The following is a 21,850-nucleotide window of genomic DNA, read 5'->3' as shown; positions in this document are numbered from 1 at the left end:
AGACATACAGCTTGCTGAATAGAATGTCTGGGCACCCTTTTTCGTGGGAAGAATAGATAATAATAGGCTCCTGAAAGCGCAATGCCTGAAGTATAACGGCCGGCGCGGAGCTAATCTATGACCGAAGGAAGGGTGTCCTCTTTGTCCTCTTCATCCTTGCTGGATCAGAAAGCGCAAGAACCTAAACAAGAGAACCGCAACGGGCAGCCCGAGGCGGAGAAGCAGCAGCGGCAGCATCCCCGCAGTGCCCTATGGGAGTGGGGGCGGATGCTGGCCCTGATTGCCCTCGCGCTTGGGCTGTACCTGTGGCGGGGCGGCGAATCCCTGCTGCTGCTTCTGATTACATGCGGACTGGTAAGCCTTGGCGGCCTGCTGCTGCAGCTCTGCGGTCCGCGGAAGTTAACTGTCCTCCGTACAGTATCACCTCCCCGGCCCTCAGCCGGAGATAACGTTACCGTTAAAGTGCAGATCCGCTTTGTCTCCACAATTCCGCTTCCCTGGATCATTGTTACAGATGAGTGGAGCGGGGGAGGCCATAAGGAGCTGCTCTTCCCCGGGTTCCGCCGCTCCTTCACCTATACCTATACACTGGAGTCTGTCTCCAGAGGTGTACACCGGCTTAACAGCAGCAGCCTGGTCTGGGGAGACTTGCCGGGCCTGTTCACAGGCGGCTGGCGCCAGACCGGCCGTGAGAGCTTTAGGGTCCTCCCCCGGGCGCTCTATACGGGCTGGATGCGGCCTGATAGTCACCCGCTGCCGGGTGAGTATGTGCTTCCGGGGCGCGGGAAGCAGGGCAGCGCAGAAGCTGCGGATATCCGTGACTATGCCCCCGGTGATCCGCTTAGCCGGATTCACTGGAAGAGCAGTGCCCGGAAGGGAACGCTGCAGAGTAAGACACCAGAACGGGAAGCCGGAAGGATGAACTGCATTGTGCTTGCGAACAGCCCGGAGGATTATGAGATTCCTTATGGCGCCCTTGTTCCGCGCGGGCAGCGCGCCGCGGTTATGCCTGCCTTCGAGCAGGCGGTTTCTGCAGCAATGGGAATGCTGCTGACGGCCGAGCGCACGGGGGCATACATTCAGCTCTACAGCGGCGGCTGGCCTGAGGGAATGGCCCGGCATGAAGGGCTGGGGCAAATTCCCGGCAGAGTGCAGAATCTCTTGACCGAGATTACACCAACAGGCACACAGAGCCTCAGCAGGCTGCTTGAAGATGCTTCGCGGAGCTGGATTCCCGGGATGACGGTTTCGGTCATTACCGGACGGCTTGAGGAGGCGGCGGCGCGGACGCTTGCCCGCTATTTGGTCCAGGGGCTTAAGGTAGAGCTGTATTATGTCTGGGATTTGCCTTCCCCGGGCAATGGCGGCGGCGGAGCTCCAGTACAGAAACCGGCGGGAACCATAGCCGGAAGCCTGATGCGGCTGGGTGCCCGGATTCATTGTCTGAACGATGTATCTCCTGCGCAGGTGCACAAGGAGGCGGAGTACTATGGACCACCAGGCAAGCCGACATCAGGCTAGAGAGCTCCCGGCAGCCGGCAGGGGGCAAGAGGCGGAGGATGACGGGGTAAGAGGGAGCAGTCCACTGTATTATCGCGGGCTGTTCTCTTTGGCAATTATGGGGATGTTCCTGGAGTGGCTGCTGCCCTTGCAGCGGCTGGATGTACCGGAAGATACTGCAGAATTGCTGCGAATTCTGATGGTATCGGCTGCAGTGCTGCTAATCTGGGGCTGTCTCCAGCTTCCCCGCCTGTTGCAGGCTGCCGGGCAGGTTCTGCTGATCTTGCTGACCTGGTTCGATCTTTGCGCAGCGGGTGAAGGAGTTAACTGGCTGAAGCTCTATACAGCCATGATCCGGGAGGATGTCCTCCAGCTTCTGTCGGGAAGGGTATCTGCGCTGAGCGAGGACAGCCGGCTGCTGATTCTGGTGCTTGGCTGGGGGCTTCTGGTAACCTCTGTCCAGCAATTAGCACTTTACAGAGGAAGCATTACGCTCTTTACAGGCGTAACCCTGGTGTATCTCCTGGTGCTCGATATAGTCTATGCAGTGGATACCGCAGGCGATGTACTGGGGGCAATTGGCCTCATTGTGTGGATGAAGTCGCTAAGCGGACTGCTCCGGCTGCAGGGGCACACAGGAAGGCATACGCTGCCTTATATTCGCTGGGGAGCCTGGACATTCCTGGCAGCGGCAATTGTAACGGCAGGCGCCTGGACAGGCGGGCAGGTACTGGGAGCGAGACCGGGTACCCCCTTAACCATACAGCCTGTCTTATATAAGCTGGAGAGCTGGGCAGCGGCGCAAATGGAAGCGTCACCCGCCGGAACCGGGGGCGGCAGCACAGGCTACAGCACCGGGAACGGGGAACTCGGCATACCGTTAACGCCGGGCCGGGCGGAGGTAATGACAGTCACGGCCGCCGCTCCGGCTTACCTGCGCGGAGAGAGCATCGCCTATTACGACGGCCGGCGCTGGATCCGGAGCGGCGCCTCCTATATCCCGCTTAGTTTAACGGGTCTTCCGGCGGCGCAGCCGGCTGCATCAGCGCCGGCTGCCGCTCGGGGCGGGACGCTCCTGCAGCGGATTCAGTTCGCTGCCCCTTCCTCCGGCGGGCTGCCGCTCTTCGGTGCAGGTACAGTAATTGATGTACAGAATATCCGGCTGGCAGACGGGAGCCTGCTTGGCTACGTGCTTGCCGGTGCCGGGAAGCTCAGCTTCCGGCTGCCTGAAGCATACGGTTCCGCCCGCATAACGGAGTACACGGTGAAGTCGGTGCTGCCGGAAAGCGATCCGGCTGTGCTGCGCTTAGAGCAGGGGGAAGACCCGGAAGCTGTAAGCAGCCTGTATCTGCAGCTGCCCCCGGCTTTGCCGGAGCGTGTCCGGACCATGGCGGAGCAGCTTACCGCCGCCGCAGCTAACCGTTACGAGGCTGCTGCCGCTATAGCAAAGTATCTGCAGCAAAATTATACTTATACGCTACAGACAAGGGTGCCGGGGACCGGTGCCGATTTTGCCGATGACTTCCTCTTTGTGACCCGGCAGGGCTACTGTGTTCATTTTGCCACGGCCATGACGGTCCTGCTGCGCGCAAGCGGCATTCCGGCCCGTTATGTCCAGGGCTACGGCCCCGGAACCGCAGTGGCGGGCTCCGTCCCGCAGCGTTACAGCGTGACCGATGCCGATGCCCACGCCTGGACCGAGGTCTACTTCCCCGGCGCCGGGTGGGTTCCCTTCGATCCCACCCCGGCTTCCGCCCCCGCCGCTGCCGCAGGCGCAGCGGAGGCAATCCCGGCGGCTTCCGCCGCGCCGCCGGAAGCCCGCTTGTCCGCCGCCCTGCCGCAGGCGGGCGGCACTTCCCTTGCGCCGCCTGCGGTGGCGGCGCTGCTGCTGGCCGCCGCTGTGCGCTGGCGGCGCAGCCTGGCCCTGCTGCCGGCGCTGCGGCGCGCCGGCCGGCTCAGCCGGGAGCGGCAGCTGCGCGCTGCCGCTCTGGCCTGGCACGGGCTGGCGGCGCGGTATGGGCCGCCGCCGCCCGGGGTTACCGCCAGGGAGTATGCCGACTCCCTGGCGATCGAGGACCGGCGGCTGCGCGCCGCCGTCCGGGACTTTGTACGCCAGTGGGAGACCCTGGCGTACAGCGGCAGTACGGCGCCTGCCGCGCGCCGCAGCGGGGAATCCGCCGCTGCGGCAGCTTTTATAGCGAACTGTCTGCTGATGACTTTTCGTCTGGCGTGAACCAACCTGAGACGTCCGCTGCTCCGGCAGCAGACGTCTTTTTGGGAAGCGGAGGACATGGAAGCGGATACGCTTTCCAAAAGCTGGACAGCTTCCTGTAGAGACCTATCCGCAGCTATTCAATGCCCGCCCTGCATGGACACCATGCCTTGCAAATGGCAGGCCGCCTTTCCTTGACGATGAGAATTAACCATGAGTATAATGAATCCAATAATCAAGGGAGGCAAGTAATGAACAAGCCAAATGAAATAATCGTTGTTCTGGATTTCGGGGGACAGTATAACCAGCTTATCGCGCGCAGAATCCGGGACCTGGGGGTATACAGCGAGCTTCTGCCGTACAATACTCCAGTAGAGAAGATCAAGTCATTGTCGCCGAAGGGAATTGTATTCTCAGGCGGACCAAGCAGCGTATATGCCGAGGATGCACCGCATGTGGATCCGGCGATTTATGACCTGGGGCTTCCGATCTTCGGAATCTGCTACGGGATGCAGCTCATGGCTCAGCAGCAGGGCGGCAAGGTAGAACGGGCAGCTAAACGGGAGTACGGTAAAGCGGATGTTGAATTCGCGCCGGGCTCGGTGCTTGCAGCGGGTCTTGAGAGCAGCCAGACCGTATGGATGAGCCACGGGGACCATGTCGTGGAGCTTCCGGAAGGCTTCAAGCTGGATGCAGGCACAGAGAGTGCTCCAATCGCAGCGATGAGCAATGATGCACGCAAATTCTTTGCGGTCCAGTTCCACCCTGAGGTACGCCACTCTGTGAACGGGAATGAGATGATCTCGAACTTCCTGTATGAGGTCTGCGGCTGCGAGGGCAAATGGACGATGGAGTCGTTTATCGATGATGCGGTCAAGGATATCCGCGACAAAGTCGGCGACAAAAAGGTGCTGTGCGCACTTAGCGGGGGTGTCGATTCCTCCGTTGTGGCTATGCTGATTCACCGGGCCATCGGCGACCAGCTGACCTGTATGTTCATTGACCACGGCCTGTTGCGTAAAGGTGAGGCAGAGAGCGTAATGGAGACCTTTGTCGGCAAATTCGATATCCATGTAGTCAAAATCGACGCCCGTGACCGCTTCCTCGGCAAGCTGGCCGGCGTATCCGACCCCGAACAGAAACGTAAGATCATCGGCAATGAGTTCATTTACTGCTTCGACGAAGAATCGGCCAAGCTGGGTGACTTCGCATTCCTGGCGCAGGGCACACTCTATACAGATATCGTAGAGAGCGGAACAGCGACAGCTCAGACCATCAAGTCGCACCACAATGTAGGCGGATTGCCTGAAGATATGAAATTCAGCCTGATCGAGCCGCTGAATACCCTGTTCAAGGATGAGGTCCGCAAGCTGGGTGAAGAGCTCGGTATGCCGCATGCCATTGTGTGGCGCCAGCCGTTCCCGGGTCCGGGTCTGGCGATCCGTGTACTCGGTGAAGTTACTGAAGAGAAGCTGACGATCGTCCGGGATTCCGACTACATTCTGCGTGAGGAAATTGCCAAAGCCGGTCTGGACCGCGAAATCTGGCAATATTTCACCGCCTTGCCTAACATGAAGAGCGTTGGCGTTATGGGCGATGAGCGTACGTATTCCTACACCGTAGGTATCCGTGCGGTTACTTCCATCGACGGCATGACCGCTGACTGGGCGCGTATCCCTTGGGATGTGCTGGAGAAAATCTCCGTCCGCATCGTCAACGAAGTCGATAACGTTAACCGGATCGTGTACGACATTACTTCGAAACCGCCAGCGACTATCGAGTGGGAATAGTATAAAAGAAAACTCCGGAACCCTGCTGTATCAGGGTTCCGGAGTTTTTTTGTAATCAGTTGAATATTCAGCCGGCCGATTTAGACAGATTTCATCTCATAAATTTTCTGGAGCGTATGCAGATTCTGTGATTTCGCTTCCGCGCCTTCTGCGTGCAGATATCCATCGACAAGCCTGTACCCGAATTTAATGAGCATCATCTCATGGACGCAGTGAGCGGCGGGAAGCGCATCACTATATTCTGAGAATCCTTTGTAATAGGCGGGGATACAGCGCTTGTAGTATTCCGCCATATGCTCAATATCCGCTTCATCTGCAAGCAGGCTGGCGAGATCCTCGCCCGGGTAGCCCCAGCCGCTGGTGTCCCAGTCCAGGAGACGGATTGTTCCGTCTGCATAGAACAGGTTAGTTACCCAGAAATCCCGGTGGCATAATACAAGAGGCAATTGTTCAATCCGGGAGAATATCTCTTCTGCGTGCTCATCGAGACCGATAAGCATATCCCGCACATGCTGCGGGAATTCGCATGCCTCCGAGCGGAGATAATTGTAAACGGCAGGCCATGATCTGTAATGCAGATAGTCATTTTTCATGAAATCAGGCTGACTCAGATTGGTCAGGCTCTGCAGCAAGGCAGGCTGCTCTGCAAGCAATTTGCCTTGATACCGTCCCAGCTCCAGCGAGGCCTGCTCATACATGTCACCGGTCAGGTCCAGGCCGGATACGCCGCTGACATATTCCAGCCACAGCTGGAATTCAGTTTCGTCGTCATTGAGTTCAGCGTGATAGCATACCGGCCAGCGGAAGGTGTCCGTGAAGGTCGCTCCCAGCTCAGACGAGTAGAGATCGTATTCCCGGCGCCATGAACCAGGGTCGCTGTAACGCTCCCATTTCTTCTGGATTTTCAGAACGATGCGGTACGGGAAGCTCTCCCCGCCGGCCGATTCCGCATTTCCGGATACGAGGTACACATTGGCTACAGTCCCGCCTTGTAAAGACAGAGCCTCACTGTCAGCAGAGACGATTTTAGTTTTGAAAAGCTGGCTTAAAGCATGGGTCAGCGTTTGCGTTTGGATATTCATTTCACATAACCTCCATTTTTCTTTGTTTTGTTCCGGACGAACTTACTCTCCTGCTGCTGGGCAAGATAACGCTCCCATCGTTCGCGCGGCAAGGATCCGCCGGCAAGAGCAGCGAGAACGGCACAGCCTGGCTCGCTCTGATGGCGGCAATCATGAAACCGGCACTGTGTAAACCATTGCTCCACATCGCTGAATTCTGCGTGTATGCCCTCCTCGGCAGCATAAAGCCCAAGCTCGCGCATACCGGGCGTATCGATGACCATTGCACCGGAGGGAAGCATGCAGAGCTGGCGGTGTGTTGTCGTATGCCGTCCCCTGCTGTCGTCTTCACGGATGGTGTTAACTGTCATGACCCTGCGGTCCATGAGCGCATTAAGCAACGAGGATTTACCGACACCTGACATGCCGAGGAAAACGGCTGTTTTACCGGGCAGCAGATAGGAGGCGAGCTCGTTCAGCCCTTGTCCGGTATGGCTGCATACCGCGTGAACCGGCACATCAGGCATGCTGTGCCTTACTTCTGCGAGCAGGTCACTGCTGTCTCCGATAAGATCAGCCTTGGTGAGAATGACGACCGGCTGTCCGCCGCTCTGCCTGGCCTGTGTCAGATAGCGCATGATACGGGTGACATTGAAATCCGAATTCAGCGATGAAAGGATAAATACATAATCAAAGTTGGTAGCGACGACCTGCTCCAGAATGGTTTTGGTATAGCCGGCTGCATGGCCTGAGTAATCCGCGCGTGAGAACTTGGAGCGGCGGGGGAGCAGGGTGACGATGAGCGAATCCCCGCTCCCGTTATGACGCAGCAGGACGAAATCGCCGACGCACGGAAAGTCCTCCCGCGCTTCTGCTTTGTGGTAGAACGTGCCTTTGAGCACAGCCGTTACTTCGCCCCGCCCGGTTATAACCGTGAAGCGTTCCCTCCGCAGCTCCGTAATTCTGCCGGGTAATAAGCCGGAGGGGGGGTCTTCTATTTGGGTGTAGCCATAGGTTGTCAAATCAATCATTTTTTTGGGAAGGGCTCCTTATAATGTTGTATTTACGAAAGGTTACTTCTGGTGCAGAAACTTGCTTATCGCTAAGCTATTTCAGGCTAACACCAGTTGGAATAATAATCCATGTACAGTTTGATTATAATAATTTTCGTTGCTGCGCTGTATATTAACTGGCGGGCAGTAAATGCTATACGCAGAAAGTAACAGTTTCATCCGCATTTTCCCTGTATTGTTTGGCGGATCTTAGCTGGCCTGGGCGGAATTTGTCATGAAAATGTTTAATTTACGAACAATAGTAACAAGTTAAAGAATAATGTTCGTATTTACCATTGACAAGAGATGTCATATACACCTATTATGATAGAGCACTACAGCAAATACATATTCGTATAATTCCGGGAATTGGCCTGGAAGTCTCTACGAGGTCACCGTAATGACCTGGCTACGATTAAGAAGAGCAGCTGCCCCGAATGACCGGCCATAACCGGAGCGTCCGGCAGATCACTCTTTTTTTCGGGCCGGTGTCTCCAAGATGCCGGCTTTTCTGTTGCTGTAATGGCACAACATACACCTTAGGGGGAGAACAATTTGAACCGCTTTTTCAAGTTGAAAGAGAACGGCACTACAGTACGCACAGAGATTATGGCCGGTCTGACCACGTTTATGGCAATGGCTTATATCCTATCGGTTAACCCGAGTACTTTAACCGCCTTCGGCCGTATTGATATGGGATGGTATTCCGTATTTCTGGCTACGGCGCTGGCAGCAGGTATTTTCACAATCGCCATGGGGTTATTCATCAACTTCCCGGTAGCTCTGGCACCTGGTATGGGCCTTAACGCATATTTTGCATCCGTTGTATTGTCTTCTGCTACTACTGAACATCAGTTCACTTGGCAAATGGGTCTTACCGCTGTATTTATCTCCGGTATCATCTTCATCCTGCTGACTGTAACCCGGGTCCGGCAAATATTGCTTACCGCTATTCCTGACAGCCTGAAGCATGCCATTACCGTTGGTATCGGGATGTTCATCACGATCATCGGCCTGAAGAACAGCGGACTGATGACAATCGGCGTTGAAGCCGGCAGCGACATTGCCGCTAATAAATTCACAGATGTACTTTCGTTCGAAACTGTAATTCATATGGGCAGCCTGGAAAATACGAATGTTCAGCTCGTTATTATCGGCCTGCTGCTGATCTCTATCCTGATGGTCCTGCGTGTAAAAGGCGCAATCCTGTTCGGTATCCTGGGTACTACACTGGCGGCGATCCTGATGGGCGCTGTAGATTTCAGTTCCCTGAGCAACCCGCAGACGCCTTGGATTCCTGATTTCACACAACTCAACTTCTGGGAATTTGACTGGGAAGGCATTATGCACACCGGTATTGTTTCCGCCATTGCTACCTTTACCTTTGTAGAATTGTTTGATACTTTCGGTACACTCGTTGGTACTGCTGAGCGTGCAGGAATTATGAAGAATCCTGAAGAAGGCAAAAAACGTGTCGGAAACGCGATGTTTGTCGATGCGATCGCTGTTGCAGGCGGAGCGGTTCTGGGTACTTCCACAACTACTGCTTACGTTGAGAGTGCTGCCGGTGTAGCTGAAGGCGGCCGTACGGGCCTGACTGCAGTAACTACAGGCGCCTGCTTCCTGCTCGCTTTATTCCTTGCCCCGGTTGTTGCCCTGATTCCCGGACCTGCTACAGCAGCTGCGCTGATTATTGTCGGCGTACTGATGGCACAATCGATCCGCGATATTGACTTCCAGGACATGGTGCTGGCGATCCCGGCCTTCCTGACCTTCGTCATTATGCCTTTCACTTATAACATTGCTAACGGTATCTCGTTCGGTATCGTAACTTATGTAATTCTCGCTTGCGTAGCTAACCTGGCCGGCAAGAAGAAATATGATATCCACTGGATGATGTGGGTACTGGCTGTACTGATTATTCTGCGTTATGTCCTTATCGGCAGCCAAGGCTAAGCACCGTAAGATAACTAATTCTAAATCTGCGGCTCCTTCAATAATATGAAGGGGCCGTTTTCTTTTTGTACATATTAGATTATATTGTTGAAGAGGTGATAAATGTTGTCCGGGTTATTTAAGCGAGTGTACAAGTCATGCATTAATAATCCCTGGCCGTTACTGCTGTTCTTGCTGGGGGCAACGGTCCGTATTCTATACATAACTTCAATACCGCCGGGGCTGAATCAGGATGAAGCTTCTATCGGCTATGATGCCTACGCAATTCTTCACTATGGAATGGACCGGAACGGCGTCCGGCTGCCCGTTCATCTGATTGCCTGGGGTAGCGGACAGAATGCGCTTTATGCCTATTTGTCCATGCCGTTTCTGCTGCTGTTCGGCTTGACGCCCTTGTCGGTGCGGGCGCTCAGCCTGGTGATGGGACTGCTCAGCATGATTATCTTCTATTTAATAATGAGGCAGCTGTCCTCATCATCCAGAGCAGGAACAGCCGCGATGTTCTTTATTGCGATTAATCCCTGGCATATTATGATGTCCAGATGGGCGCTGGAATCGAATCTTTTCCCTACGCTGATCTTAATTGCACTATATTTTCTGCTGCGGTCCTTAAGCCGCCCAGGATGGCTTTACGCATTCTCAGGTATGTTGGCCCTCTCCTTGTATGCTTACGGAACTGCCTACTTCTTCGTGCCTTTATTTGCGTTCGGTACAGCAATTCTTCTATTGTATAGTAGGGGACTGAAGCTGCGGACACTGGCATGGAATGCCCTGCTGTTTGCTGCGATGGCTCTGCCTATACTGTTGTTTATTATTATTAATCACTATTCCATGCAGAATATTGCGACTCCGCTGTTCACGATTCCGAAGCTCACCATGCCGCGGGTTGAACAGATTTCATCGGTATTCGGCGGACAGCTGCTGGAGACTGCTGCACATAACTTCAGTACGTTCTGCAAGCTGATGTATAGCGGAAGTGACGGGCTGCCGTGGAATTCAATTGCTCCTTACGGATACGCTTATCCGGCCGCGCTGCCGTTTGCGGGTATCGGGCTGATTGTTACTGCGCATGCCTGGTGGACAAGACGGCGTGAGGCAGCCGGGCAGGGAGCTCTGCTGCTGTGGCTGCTGCTTGCTGTACTTATGGCTTTTATTACTGATGTGAATATCAACCGGATCAATATTGTCTTCTATCCGTTTATTATGCTGGTAAGCGCCGGGTTTATGTGGCTTGCAGGCAAAGTAAGAGGGGCGGCCTGGCTGGCTGCTGCGGTGTTTGCCCTGATGTTTATTCTGTTCTCGAACAGCTACTTCCGTGAATTCCCTGACCGGATCGGTCCTGCTTTCTTTGAATCCTTCGGGGAGGCTGTGGAGTATGCTTCTGATCATAGCCAAGGTGAGGTCTATATTGCGAATGAAGTGAATATGCCTTATATATTTGTATTGTTCTATGAGAGGATCAGTCCGCGGGATTTCCAGGACTCAGTCTTATATGCCAATCCGGGCGATGCTTTCCAGCAGGTGACCTCCTTTGGAAGGTACAAGTTTGGCAGCCTGGACACTGTGCCTGCTGACGCGGCATATATCTTCGGGAATAACTCACCTGTCCCGGCGGCGGGTGCGGAGTATACAATAACAAGATTCACGGGCTACAGCGTGATGGTTACTAACAGCAATCAGACCGGAGGTGCCGGGCCGAATGCTCCCGAGGTAACGGCTGCTGCTGCTGGGGATTTCCGGAATGGCGGCTTTGAAGAGGGAACGCCGGGCTGGAGCTTCACTGCGGGAACAGGTGTAGCGTCCAATAATCCTTACGCGGGAAGGGGACTAGCCTATCTTGATCCGGGAACAGATAAAAGCGTGTCACAGCTGTTCGCAGCTGAGCCCGGAGAATATAAGCTGTCTGTGATGGTCAGCAGCGGCGGCAGCGGCGGGAAATTTGGAATCCGCATGGCAGGGGCAGTGCTGGCAGAGGCTGAACTGCCTGCGGGGGAGAACTATACGCAGATTAGCCTTCCTGCTGTTACTCTGGATCAGAGCGGGCAGGCGGAAATTTACATAACCGGCGGCAACGGCTGGATTAATATTGACGAGGTGAGGGTGGAACGATGATGAGGAATATGCGTGCGGCTGTAACGGCTTTATTAATGCTCTTATTATTTATTCTTCCTGTAACAAACATTTATGCCGAAGGGAATTTACTGCAGAATCCTGGCTTTGAAGAAGGAGAGGACGGAGCGCCTGCTGGCTGGAGCAAGGATATGTGGATTGCCGGAGATGCCTCCGGTACCCTGTCTGTGCAGTCGGAGGATGTGCATTCCGGAAGTAAGGCGGCTGTAATCGAGAATTTTGCAGCCAACCATCTGAAGTGGGTGCAGACGGTTGCCGTGACACCGGACACCTATTACAGAATATCCGGATTCGTCAAAGTGGTAACAACTGCAGGCGAAGGAATGGGAGCTAATATCTTCCCTGTAGGAATCGGAGGGGGATATCCGTCCACTCTGGATACAACAGGCAACTGGCAGTATCTTGAGTTCATCGGCCAGACCGGTGCCGGGCAGACAGAGGTCACTATAGGGGCTGCGCTCGGCGGTTATGCCAGCCTGATTCAGGGCAAGGCTTATTTCGATGATCTGTCCGTGGAGCAGCTGGATGCTCTTCCGGCGGGAGCAAGCGTAGTTTCACTGGATAGCGGAGCACCTGCGGCTGAAGCGGGTGGAGGCGGGGACAGCGCGGCGGCGGAAACGCCTCATAAGGTTTCGCCTGCCAAGCTGCTGCTCATATCAGCTGTCTTCAGTATATTTTTTGCGCTTCTATATAACAGGGCCTTCCGCAGCGAGCGTCTGCTGATCCAGCATAATGCAATCTATACGAGATGGCTCTATGTACTGTTCGGCGCTGCACTGCTTCTGCGGATCTGGATCGGCCTTACCGCGCAGGGCTATAAGAATGATATGAATACATTCATTGCCTGGAGTCAGCGGCTGAATGATCTTGGTCCGGGCAAGTTCTATGAAGAAGGCTACTTTGCGGACTATCCGCCCGGATACTTGTATGTGCTCTACCTGCTGGGCTTGCTTCGCGGACTGTTTGGCTTTGCCGGCGGATCAGGCGGGGAGACGCTTCTCTACAAGCTGCCGGCAATCATCTCCGACCTTGTGCTCGGCTGGCTGATTTACAAAGGCGCCAAACCCAAAATCGGTGCCGGCCTCGGTATCGGGCTGATGATGCTGTTCCTGTTTAACCCGGCAGTGCTGATGGACTCGGCGGCCTGGGGGCAGGCGGATTCCTTTTTCCTAATCTTCCTGCTGCTCAGCATTACGGGCATTGTGGACAAAACCTTTATCCGTGCAGCAATCTTTTTCGCATTGGCTACACTGGTTAAACCGCAGGCGCTGATCTTTACTCCGGTGCTGCTGTTTGCCTTCTATCATCACCGGGCCTGGAAGCAGCTTGCCCTGGGAGCCGTCTACGGACTGGGGATCTTCGCTTTCCTCGCAGCCCCGTTCTTCTGGAACAACGGCGGCTTTGCGGGATTGATTAATTTGTATAAAGCCACCTTATCATCGTACCCTTACTCAACTGTAAATGCCTTTAACCTGTATGCATTAACAGATCCGATGTGGTCCGCTCTGGATTTGACGTGGCTCGGCATACCTTACCGGATATGGGGTTTCATCTTTATTCTTGCGGCAGTAGCCCTTGCAGCGTATTTCTCCTTTAATACCAAGGACCGTAAGGATCTCTCCAAATCATTCTTCATTGGTATTGTATTGATCACAATTGTGTTTGTATTTGGCACCAAAATGCATGAGCGCTACCTGTACCCGGTCCTGCTCCTGTCGCTGTTCGCCTTTATTGAGAGTAAAGACCGGCGTTTCCTGACGCTGTTTCTCGGGTTTTCCCTGACACAATACATCAATGTAGGGTATACGCTGGCCTATCTTAATACCGGCGGCAATCCGCCAACGGACGGAATTGTTCTGGTTACAGCAATTACAACATTGATTCTGGCCTTCTATACCCTGTATATCGGATACGACGTATATATCCGCAAAGCGGTGAAGCCGCTGGCACCGCCGGTCACGATGACGGCAGTATTTGAGGCGGATGTGGCACTTGCCGGGGGAATCCGGCCGCTTGCCGCCAAAGAGCAGCGTTCCCGGCTGGGACTGCAGCGTAAAGACTGGATATGGATGGCTTTGATCACCGTTCTTTACGGAGCACTTGCGCTTTATCATCTCGGAGATACCAAGTCGCCTCAGACTGTGTGGCAGCCGTCTGCCAGCGGCGAGAGCTTCTATGTGGATCTGGGACAGGATTATCCGCTGGAGCAGGTGAAGGTATTCGGCGGTGTCGGCACAGGCAAGTTTCAGCTTGAATTCAGCCAGACGCCGGATAATTGGAGCAGCCCGTTTGAGGTCAGTGAGGATGTCGGCAATGTCTTCATCTGGAAAAGCCAGCCGGTCAACGTATCCGCAAGATATGTTAAGCTTACGGTCACTTCTCCGGGCTTCATCCTGCATGAGATAGCCTTCTATCAGCAGGGTGCGCCGGAAACTCCGCTGACGATTGCGAATGTTGTACCGGATGCCGGTGCAGTGCCTGTAAGAGGGACACCGGCTAATCTGTTTGATGAACAATCTATCATTCCGCTGAATTCGAATTTCATGAATAGTACTTATTTTGATGAAATCTATCATGCCCGGACAGCTTATGAACATTATCACGGAATAGTGCCTTATGAGAATACCCACCCGCCGCTCGGGAAGCTGCTGATTGGTGCAGGTATGGAGCTGTTCGGCGTTAATCCGTTCGGCTGGCGGATCATTGGCACCTTGTTTGGAATCGCCATGTTGCCGCTGATCTATATTATGGCGATGCGGCTGTTCCGGAGAACTACTTATGCTGCGCTTGCCGCCGGACTTTTCGCGCTGGACTTCATGCATTTCACCCAGACGCGCATATCGACAATAGATGTGTACGGCGTATTCTTTATCATGCTGATGTTCTATTTCATGCAGCGGTATTTCACCATGAATTTCTACCGCACCCCGCTGCGCACTACGCTGGTTCCGCTGTTCTGGTCCGGGCTGTTTTTCGGAATCGGAGTCGCCTCCAAATGGATCGTTCTTTACGGCGGGGCGGGGCTGGCCATCATGCTGGCACTTGTGCTGTTTGAGCGGTACAGGGAGTATAAGGCAGCGGGGCGGCTGCTGGCCGGAGGCAAGCTGACCGATCAGGAGCTCAAAGCCGCCTGCCGCACCGCGGACAGGTCGTTCTGGAAGAATACCGTAATTACGCTGGCCAGCTGCATCGGATTCTTCGTTATTATTCCGGTAATTATCTACAGCCTGTCCTTCATCCCTGCACTATCTGCATCGGCGGAGGGTTATACTATAAAGGGGCTGATTGATGCCCAGAAAAATATGTACAACTATCACAGCCAGCTTGTAGCAACGCATCCGTTCGCTTCCTCCTGGTGGGAGTGGCCGTTCATGAAACGTCCGGTATGGTTCTTCAGCGGCGGAGAAGGCTTGCCGGAGGGCAAGGCCAGCAGTATTGTGACGATGGGGAATCCGCTCATCTGGTGGACGGGAATCTTTGCCATGCTGGCAGCGGTATGGCTTACTGTGAAGCGCCGGGACAAGGACCTGTACATGATTTGGATCGCTTTCTTCTCGCAGTATGTTCCGTGGATGCTTGTACCTCGGGAGACCTTCCTTTATCATTATTTTGCCATGGTGCCGTTCCTGATTCTTGCGGTAGTATATGTTCTCAAGATACTTGACAGCAAATTCCTTGACGCCAAGTACTTGCGGTATGGTTATATAGCGGGTGCAGCCATACTGTTCATCCTATTCTATCCGGTGTTATCTGGCATGCAGGTTAACAGTAATTATATAATACATGTATTACGCTGGTTCCCGTCCTGGCTGTTCTAAGGAACAGCCGGCCAGGAACTGGAATCGTTACACCAAATATTTAGGAGGAACCCAGGTGAAAGCCAGATACAGTGTAATTGTCCCCATGTTCAATGAGGAGGAGGTCATTCAGCATACCTATGAGCGGCTCAAAGCAGTGATGGATGAGTGTGGCGATTCCTATGAACTGGTTTTCGTGAATGACGGAAGCCGGGACCGTACAGCTGAGATTATGCGCGGAATCAGTAACAGGGATGAGCATGTCAGACTGATTGACTTTTCCCGTAATTTCGGCCATCAGGTGGCGATTACTGCTGGTATGGATTACGCTGAAGGCCAGGCTGTTGTAGTCATTGATGCGGATCTTCAGGATCCTCCGGAAGTCATTCTGCAGATGATTGCGAAGTGGAAAGAGGGCTACGATGTTGTTTACGCCAAGCGCCTGAAACGGCACGGGGAGACTTTCTTCAAAAAAGCCACTGCAAAAATCTTCTACCGCCTGCTGAGCAGCATGACCAGTGTAGAGATCCCTACGGATACCGGTGACTTCCGGCTGATTGACCGTAAAGTCTGTGATGTGCTGCGCGGCCTGAAGGAGAAAAACCGGTACGTCCGGGGACTGGTGAGCTGGGTCGGGTTCCGCCAGACGATGGTGGAATATGTGCGTGAGGAGCGCTTCGCCGGGGAAACGAAATACCCGCTGAAGAAAATGATCCGCTTTGCGCTCGACGGAATCACTTCCTTTTCTCATAAACCGCTCAAGATTGCGTCGTATATCGGTTTCTTCTTGTCCTTCTCCAGTTTCCTTTATCTGATCTTTGTATTATTCCAGAAGCTCTTTACCTCCTGGACGGTAGCGGGCTGGGCTTCCATAGTAGGGGTGAATCTGCTCTTTAACGGGATTGTGCTGATGCTGCTGGGAGTAATCGGTGAATATATCGGGCGGATTTATGATGAATCCAAGGACAGACCGCTCTATATCGTACGCGAGACCAAAGGATACGACAATGAGGAAGCCGTAGATACCCGGAAGGAAAGCGATTATGCCAGATAAGCTTTGGAGTGCAGGGTTTATCCAGTTCCTGAAATTCAACGCCGTCGGCCTGCTGAATACGCTGATTGATTTCGCCGTATTTACGCTGCTGCATGCATTAGGGATGCTGAACACCCCTGCACAGATTATTTCCTACAGCGCCGGTACAGCCAACAGCTTTTTCTGGAATAAAAAAGTGACCTTTCGTGACACGGACCGGGGCAGCAAAAACAGCTTTGACCGGATGCAGCTTGTCAAATTTATTGTGCTGAATCTGGCCGTCCTGGGGATTTCGGTGCTGCTGATACATCTGCTGACTGAAACATTTGGTATTCAGGTTCTTATAGCGAAGGTGCTTGTTACGTTTGTTACGGTAATCATCAATTTTTTTGGCAACCGTAAATGGGTGTTTTGAGCTAATATATTATAGATCTTTATTACGGAGGCGATTATCATGCGGAAGTTATCCTATTTGATTATACTTGCCGGGGTTCTGGTTATGCTCTATCCCAAAGGAAGCGAATGGTACAATGACCGTCAGCAGCAGAAGCTGCTGGAAGAGGCCGAGCAGGCTTATAGTGAAATCACTCCGGCGGATACTAATCCGGATACGAATTTGAGTGAGTCCTACGCCGAGGTTACCCAGCTGCTGGCAGATGAATCTGCCCAGGAAGAGGCTGCGCCTACAGCAGCTCCTGAAATTGAACTCGGCGGAAAAATAACCGCCATCATCCAGATTGACAGTATTGATCTGAAGCTGCCTGTCCTTGAAGGTGCGACCAAGGCCAATATGAAGCATGCTGCTGCGCACATGAAGGAGACGGCAGCAATCGGCTCAGTTGGCAATGCTGCAATTGCAGCCCATAGAGCAAGAACAGCGGGAAGGCTGTTCAATAGATTAAATGAAGTAGGCATTGGTGACGATATCATTATTACAACAAGCGGGCAGAAGTACGAATATGTAGTATATGATGTTTCTGTCGTGGAGCCTACCGATGTATCGGTGCTTGAGGGGAATAAAGAGGATAAGATTCTTACCCTCATTACTTGTGATCCGCTGGTGAACCCGACGCACCGGCTGATTATCCATGCCAAATTAACCTGATTCATCTGCCTTGATGACAGCAACAGACAAAAACCTAAAAAAACTATTAAATTTTTATGTAAATCTAGTAATTTAGGTCTTGATAATAGAAATAGATATGGTAAGATGTAACTATCAAAGCTAATACACGATAACGGCAAACCTATCGAAAGGTAGGGACGCAAAGCTAAAGGGCCTTCCCGTAAGGATGGCAGCCAGCTACCGAATGAAGAAGCTTTTTTTGTTTGTTCTTTATGTAAATCTATTGATTTTTTGGTAGAATTTAGAGCAGATAAAGCTTATACGATAACGGCAAACCTATCGAAAGGTAGGGACGCAAAGCTAAAGGGCCTTCCCGTAAGGATGGCAGCCAGCTACCGAAAGGGGTTTTATCAATGAAAAAGTTCTATATGATGTTAGTTACATTGTTCGTATTGGTTACAACGGTGCAGGTTGGTACAGTCCAAGCGGCTGAGGCAGATACAAGCTGGTTAAAAGTCGGACAATTGGATCAAGGCGTTGTCGGCGTTTCCTATAATGTTCCTAAAGACAAGAAGATCAAAGTCATGATTACTAAAGACAGCACTAGCTACACTTACAACCTGTATGCTTCCAAACCAAGTGAGACTTTCCCGTTGCAACAAGGTAACGGCACTTACAAGGTTTCCGTGCTTGAGAATACTACCGGTAACAAATATAAAGTAGTTTCTTCCGATACAGTAGATCTTAACCTGAGCGACACTAACGCTGTATACCTGAGCTCTGTTCAGAATGTTAAATGGAATTCTACTGATAAGGCAGTCCTGAAAGCAGCACAATTGACACAAGGTCTGACTACAGATGAAGCTAAAGTGAAAGCTATCTATGACTATGTTGTTGCTAACGTGAAATATGATTACACATTGGCTGCTAATGTATCTACTGATTACATTCCTAATAACGATAACACTCTGGCAACCCTTAAAGGGATCTGCTACGATTACGCTTCCCTGTTTGCTACTATGCTTCGCAGCGAAGGTATCCCAACTAAACTGGTTATGGGGAACACAAGTTATGTTTCTTCCTACCACGCTTGGAATGAAGTGCTGCTTAACGGCAAATGGGTAATTATTGATACTACTGTTGATGCAGGTCTGGCTAAGAACAGCAAAACTTCTGATCTGGTTAAAGTAGCAAGCAAATATACTGCAGCTAAGTTCTACTAAGAATAGCTGTACTCATACAATTGATAGATTTATTCGCGAATAACCCGCTTAATTATTAAGCGGGTTATTTTTATTTTGCTAAAGGGTTGCTTTTTAGTAGAGAGATAGGTTATTATAAATGAGCGTTGTTGGAGCGGGAAAGTTGATTTGGAAATGACTTAAAAAAGTGGTTTCAAAAAAAGACTTGCTTTACTCGAACGAACGTGATATATTATAAGAGTTGCTGGTGACGAGATAATCGCCGCTGACAACGAGTTTGATCTTTGAAAACTGAACAACGAGTGAGTATCGGAATTCACTTATGTGATTCCAAAACAGAGAATGTAAATTCTCGTCAGATGTTTCAAAATGAGCAATCGCTCTTTTCAATACAAATTGGAGAGTTTGATCCTGGCTCAGGACGAACGCTGGCGGCGTGCCTAATACATGCAAGTCGAGCGGAGTATTTCCTTCGGGAAATGCTTAGCGGCGGACGGGTGAGTAACACGTAGGCAACCTGCCCTCAAGACTGGGATAACTACCGGAAACGGTAGCTAATACCGGATAATTTCTTTTTTCTCATGGGAGAAGAATGAAAGGCGGAGCAATCTGCCGCTTGAGGATGGGCCTGCGGCGCATTAGCTAGTTGGTGAGGTAACGGCTCACCAAGGCGACGATGCGTAGCCGACCTGAGAGGGTGAACGGCCACACTGGGACTGAGACACGGCCCAGACTCCTACGGGAGGCAGCAGTAGGGAATCTTCCGCAATGGGCGAAAGCCTGACGGAGCAACGCCGCGTGAGTGATGAAGGTTTTCGGATCGTAAAGCTCTGTTGCCAGGGAAGAACGTCCGGTAGAGTAACTGCTACCGGAGTGACGGTACCTGAGAAGAAAGCCCCGGCTAACTACGTGCCAGCAGCCGCGGTAATACGTAGGGGGCAAGCGTTGTCCGGAATTATTGGGCGTAAAGCGCGCGCAGGCGGTCATTTAAGTCTGGTGTTTAAACCTTGGGCTCAACCTGGGGTCGCACTGGAAACTGGGTGACTTGAGTACAGAAGAGGAAAGTGGAATTCCACGTGTAGCGGTGAAATGCGTAGATATGTGGAGGAACACCAGTGGCGAAGGCGACTTTCTGGGCTGTAACTGACGCTGAGGCGCGAAAGCGTGGGGAGCAAACAGGATTAGATACCCTGGTAGTCCACGCCGTAAACGATGAGTGCTAGGTGTTAGGGGTTTCGATACCCTTGGTGCCGAAGTTAACACAGTAAGCACTCCGCCTGGGGAGTACGGTCGCAAGACTGAAACTCAAAGGAATTGACGGGGACCCGCACAAGCAGTGGAGTATGTGGTTTAATTCGAAGCAACGCGAAGAACCTTACCAGGTCTTGACATCCCAATGAAAGCATTAGAGATAGTGCCCCTCTTCGGAGCATTGGAGACAGGTGGTGCATGGTTGTCGTCAGCTCGTGTCGTGAGATGTTGGGTTAAGTCCCGCAACGAGCGCAACCCTTGACTTTAGTTGCCAGCAGGTAAGGCTGGGCACTCTAGAGTGACTGCCGGTGACAAACCGGAGGAAGGTGGGGATGACGTCAAATCATCATGCCCCTTATGACCTGGGCTACACACGTACTACAATGGCCGGTACAACGGGAAGCGAAGCCGCGAGGTGGAGCCAATCCCAGCAAAGCCGGTCTCAGTTCGGATTGCAGGCTGCAACTCGCCTGCATGAAGTCGGAATTGCTAGTAATCGCGGATCAGCATGCCGCGGTGAATACGTTCCCGGGTCTTGTACACACCGCCCGTCACACCACGAGAGTTTACAACACCCGAAGTCGGTGGGGTAACCCGCAAGGGAGCCAGCCGCCGAAGGTGGGGTAGATGATTGGGGTGAAGTCGTAACAAGGTAGCCGTATCGGAAGGTGCGGCTGGATCACCTCCTTTCTATGGAGAATCGTCTTCTGCAATGAAGACATTCAAATTTTAAATCTAACCGGTCGGTTAGTTACTCACTCGTTGGTCAGTTTTGAGAGTTTAAGCTCTCAAGTAAGACTTGATCCTTGAAAACTGGATACCGAAACGAATTTGCGTTTTAGAACATCTTTTAGCTGAAACTTGTGTAAGCAAGTTGAAATAGTTATTAGTTGATGAATAGCGAAGGTTTTCGATTGTGCAGCGACCTTTGGCTTTGAATGATCTAGCATACGGAGTGATCCGGAGGCGTCATTCAAAACAAGATGAGCAAACAAGCGAAACACCGGAGCGTTGGTTAAGCTAATAAGAGCACACGGAGGATGCCTAGGCGCCAGGAGCCGACGAAGGACGTGGCGAACAACGAAACTGCCTCGGGGAGCTGTAAGCAAGCTTTGATCCGGGGGTGTCCGAATGGGGAAACCCAGCTGTGGTAATGCACAGTTACTCATACCTGAATACATAGGGTGTGCAGAGGCAGACCAGGGGAACTGAAACATCTAAGTACCCTGAGGAAGAGAAAACAATAGTGATTCCGTCAGTAGCGGCGAGCGAACGCGGAACAGCCTAAACCAAGGGGCTTGCCTCTTGGGGTTGTGGGACGTCTCACATGGAGTTACAAAGGAATATGGTAGGTGAAGAGGTCTGGAAAGGCCCGCGATAGAGGTAAAAGCCCTGTAGCCTAAACTGTGTTCTCTCCGAGACGGATCCCGAGTAGTGCGGGGCACGTGAAACCCCGTATGAATCCAGCAGGACCATCTGCTAAGGCTAAATACTACCTGGCGACCGATAGTGAAACAGTACCGTGAGGGAAAGGTGAAAAGCACCCCGGAAGGGGAGTGAAATAGAACCTGAAACCGTGTGCTTACAAAAAGTCAGAGCCCGATCTATGGGTGATGGCGTGCCTTTTGTAGAATGAACCGGCGAGTTACGTTTAACATGCAAGGTTAAGGTGAGAAGCCGGAGCCGCAGCGAAAGCGAGTCTGAATAGGGCGACTGAGTATGTGGACGTAGACCCGAAACCGTGTGATCTACCCCTGTCCAGGGTGAAGGTGCGGTAACACGCACTGGAGGCCCGAACCC

At 52.5% G+C, this 21,850-nt stretch carries 12 protein-coding genes, 2 rRNA genes and 3 riboswitches (1 of these 17 running past the window's edge); of the genes, 12 read left to right on the top strand and 2 right to left on the bottom strand.

From position 1 onward, the window contains the following. Positions 1 to 117: 117 nt before the first annotated feature. The 3 genes from LOS79_RS21765 (at position 118) to guaA (ending at position 5,502) form a co-directional block, all read left to right on the top strand. Positions 118 to 1,521, top strand: coding sequence for a DUF58 domain-containing protein (locus tag LOS79_RS21765; protein ID WP_315412277.1), 1,404 nt, complete (start codon positions 118 to 120; stop codon positions 1,519 to 1,521). Further along, positions 1,490 to 3,733: a DUF4129 domain-containing transglutaminase family protein gene (locus LOS79_RS21760; protein WP_315412276.1), complete on the top strand. Its 2,244-nt coding sequence runs from the start codon at positions 1,490 to 1,492 to the stop codon at positions 3,731 to 3,733. Before LOS79_RS21765 ends, LOS79_RS21760 begins: the two co-directional genes overlap by 32 nt. 230 nt (positions 3,734 to 3,963) lie before the next feature. Beyond that, positions 3,964 to 5,502 carry a glutamine-hydrolyzing GMP synthase gene (gene guaA, locus LOS79_RS21755; RefSeq protein ID WP_315412274.1) on the top strand — a complete coding sequence of 513 codons (1,539 nt, stop codon included), beginning with the start codon at positions 3,964 to 3,966 and terminating at the stop codon, positions 5,500 to 5,502. Between the two features lie 80 nt (positions 5,503 to 5,582). Here the strand turns inward: guaA and LOS79_RS21750 are convergent, their stop codons facing one another. Together LOS79_RS21750 and rsgA are read right to left on the bottom strand one after the other, a co-directional pair. Further along, on the bottom strand, positions 5,583 to 6,584 hold the full coding sequence (locus tag LOS79_RS21750) for an aminoglycoside phosphotransferase family protein (protein ID WP_315412273.1): 1,002 nt from the start codon (positions 6,582 to 6,584) through the stop codon (positions 5,583 to 5,585). Next, positions 6,581 to 7,594 (bottom strand): ribosome small subunit-dependent GTPase A, encoded by a 1,014-nt coding sequence (rsgA, locus tag LOS79_RS21745; RefSeq protein WP_315412271.1) that lies wholly within the window; start codon positions 7,592 to 7,594, stop codon positions 6,581 to 6,583. Before rsgA ends, LOS79_RS21750 begins: the two co-directional genes overlap by 4 nt. 353 nt (positions 7,595 to 7,947) lie before the next feature. After that, positions 7,948 to 8,047, top strand: a riboswitch (purine riboswitch). 123 nt (positions 8,048 to 8,170) lie between these two features. Here rsgA and LOS79_RS21740 point away from each other — a divergent pair. From LOS79_RS21740 to LOS79_RS21700, 9 genes are all read left to right on the top strand, one after another. Continuing rightward, positions 8,171 to 9,571 (top strand): NCS2 family permease, encoded by a 1,401-nt coding sequence (locus tag LOS79_RS21740; RefSeq protein WP_315412270.1) that lies wholly within the window; start codon positions 8,171 to 8,173, stop codon positions 9,569 to 9,571. A 126-nt stretch (positions 9,572 to 9,697) separates the two neighbouring features. Then, entirely contained in the window at positions 9,698 to 11,683 is a 1,986-nt protein-coding gene (locus LOS79_RS21735) for an ArnT family glycosyltransferase (RefSeq protein WP_315412269.1), read from the top strand. Between the two features lie 35 nt (positions 11,684 to 11,718). Then, positions 11,719 to 15,519, top strand: coding sequence for a glycosyltransferase family 39 protein (locus LOS79_RS21730; RefSeq protein ID WP_315412267.1), 3,801 nt, complete (start codon positions 11,719 to 11,721; stop codon positions 15,517 to 15,519). Between the two features lie 55 nt (positions 15,520 to 15,574). Next, positions 15,575 to 16,552 (top strand): glycosyltransferase family 2 protein, encoded by a 978-nt coding sequence (locus LOS79_RS21725; RefSeq protein WP_315412265.1) that lies wholly within the window; start codon positions 15,575 to 15,577, stop codon positions 16,550 to 16,552. Further along, positions 16,542 to 16,946 (top strand): GtrA family protein, encoded by a 405-nt coding sequence (locus LOS79_RS21720; protein WP_315412264.1) that lies wholly within the window; start codon positions 16,542 to 16,544, stop codon positions 16,944 to 16,946. Before LOS79_RS21725 ends, LOS79_RS21720 begins: the two co-directional genes overlap by 11 nt. A gap of 39 nt (positions 16,947 to 16,985) precedes the next feature. Continuing rightward, positions 16,986 to 17,636, top strand: coding sequence for a class D sortase (locus LOS79_RS21715; RefSeq protein WP_315412262.1), 651 nt, complete (start codon positions 16,986 to 16,988; stop codon positions 17,634 to 17,636). 125 nt (positions 17,637 to 17,761) lie between these two features. Further along, a riboswitch (cyclic di-GMP riboswitch) is annotated at positions 17,762 to 17,842 on the top strand. Between the two features lie 74 nt (positions 17,843 to 17,916). Beyond that, positions 17,917 to 17,997: riboswitch (cyclic di-GMP riboswitch) on the top strand. Between the two features lie 13 nt (positions 17,998 to 18,010). Beyond that, positions 18,011 to 18,820: a transglutaminase-like domain-containing protein gene (locus LOS79_RS21710; RefSeq protein WP_315412261.1), complete on the top strand. Its 810-nt coding sequence runs from the start codon at positions 18,011 to 18,013 to the stop codon at positions 18,818 to 18,820. Between the two features lie 372 nt (positions 18,821 to 19,192). Continuing rightward, positions 19,193 to 20,740, top strand: a 16S ribosomal RNA gene (locus LOS79_RS21705). A 323-nt stretch (positions 20,741 to 21,063) separates the two neighbouring features. Then, positions 21,064 to 21,850: ribosomal RNA gene (locus LOS79_RS21700) — 23S ribosomal RNA — on the top strand; it runs 2,139 nt beyond the window's last position. The 16S and 23S rRNA genes sit together here, the layout of an rRNA operon.

Source organism: Paenibacillus sp. MMS20-IR301 (genome assembly GCF_032302195.1).
Taxonomy (GTDB): domain Bacteria; phylum Bacillota; class Bacilli; order Paenibacillales; family Paenibacillaceae; genus Paenibacillus_AQ.
This window is presented reverse-complemented; position numbering and strand designations above follow the sequence as displayed.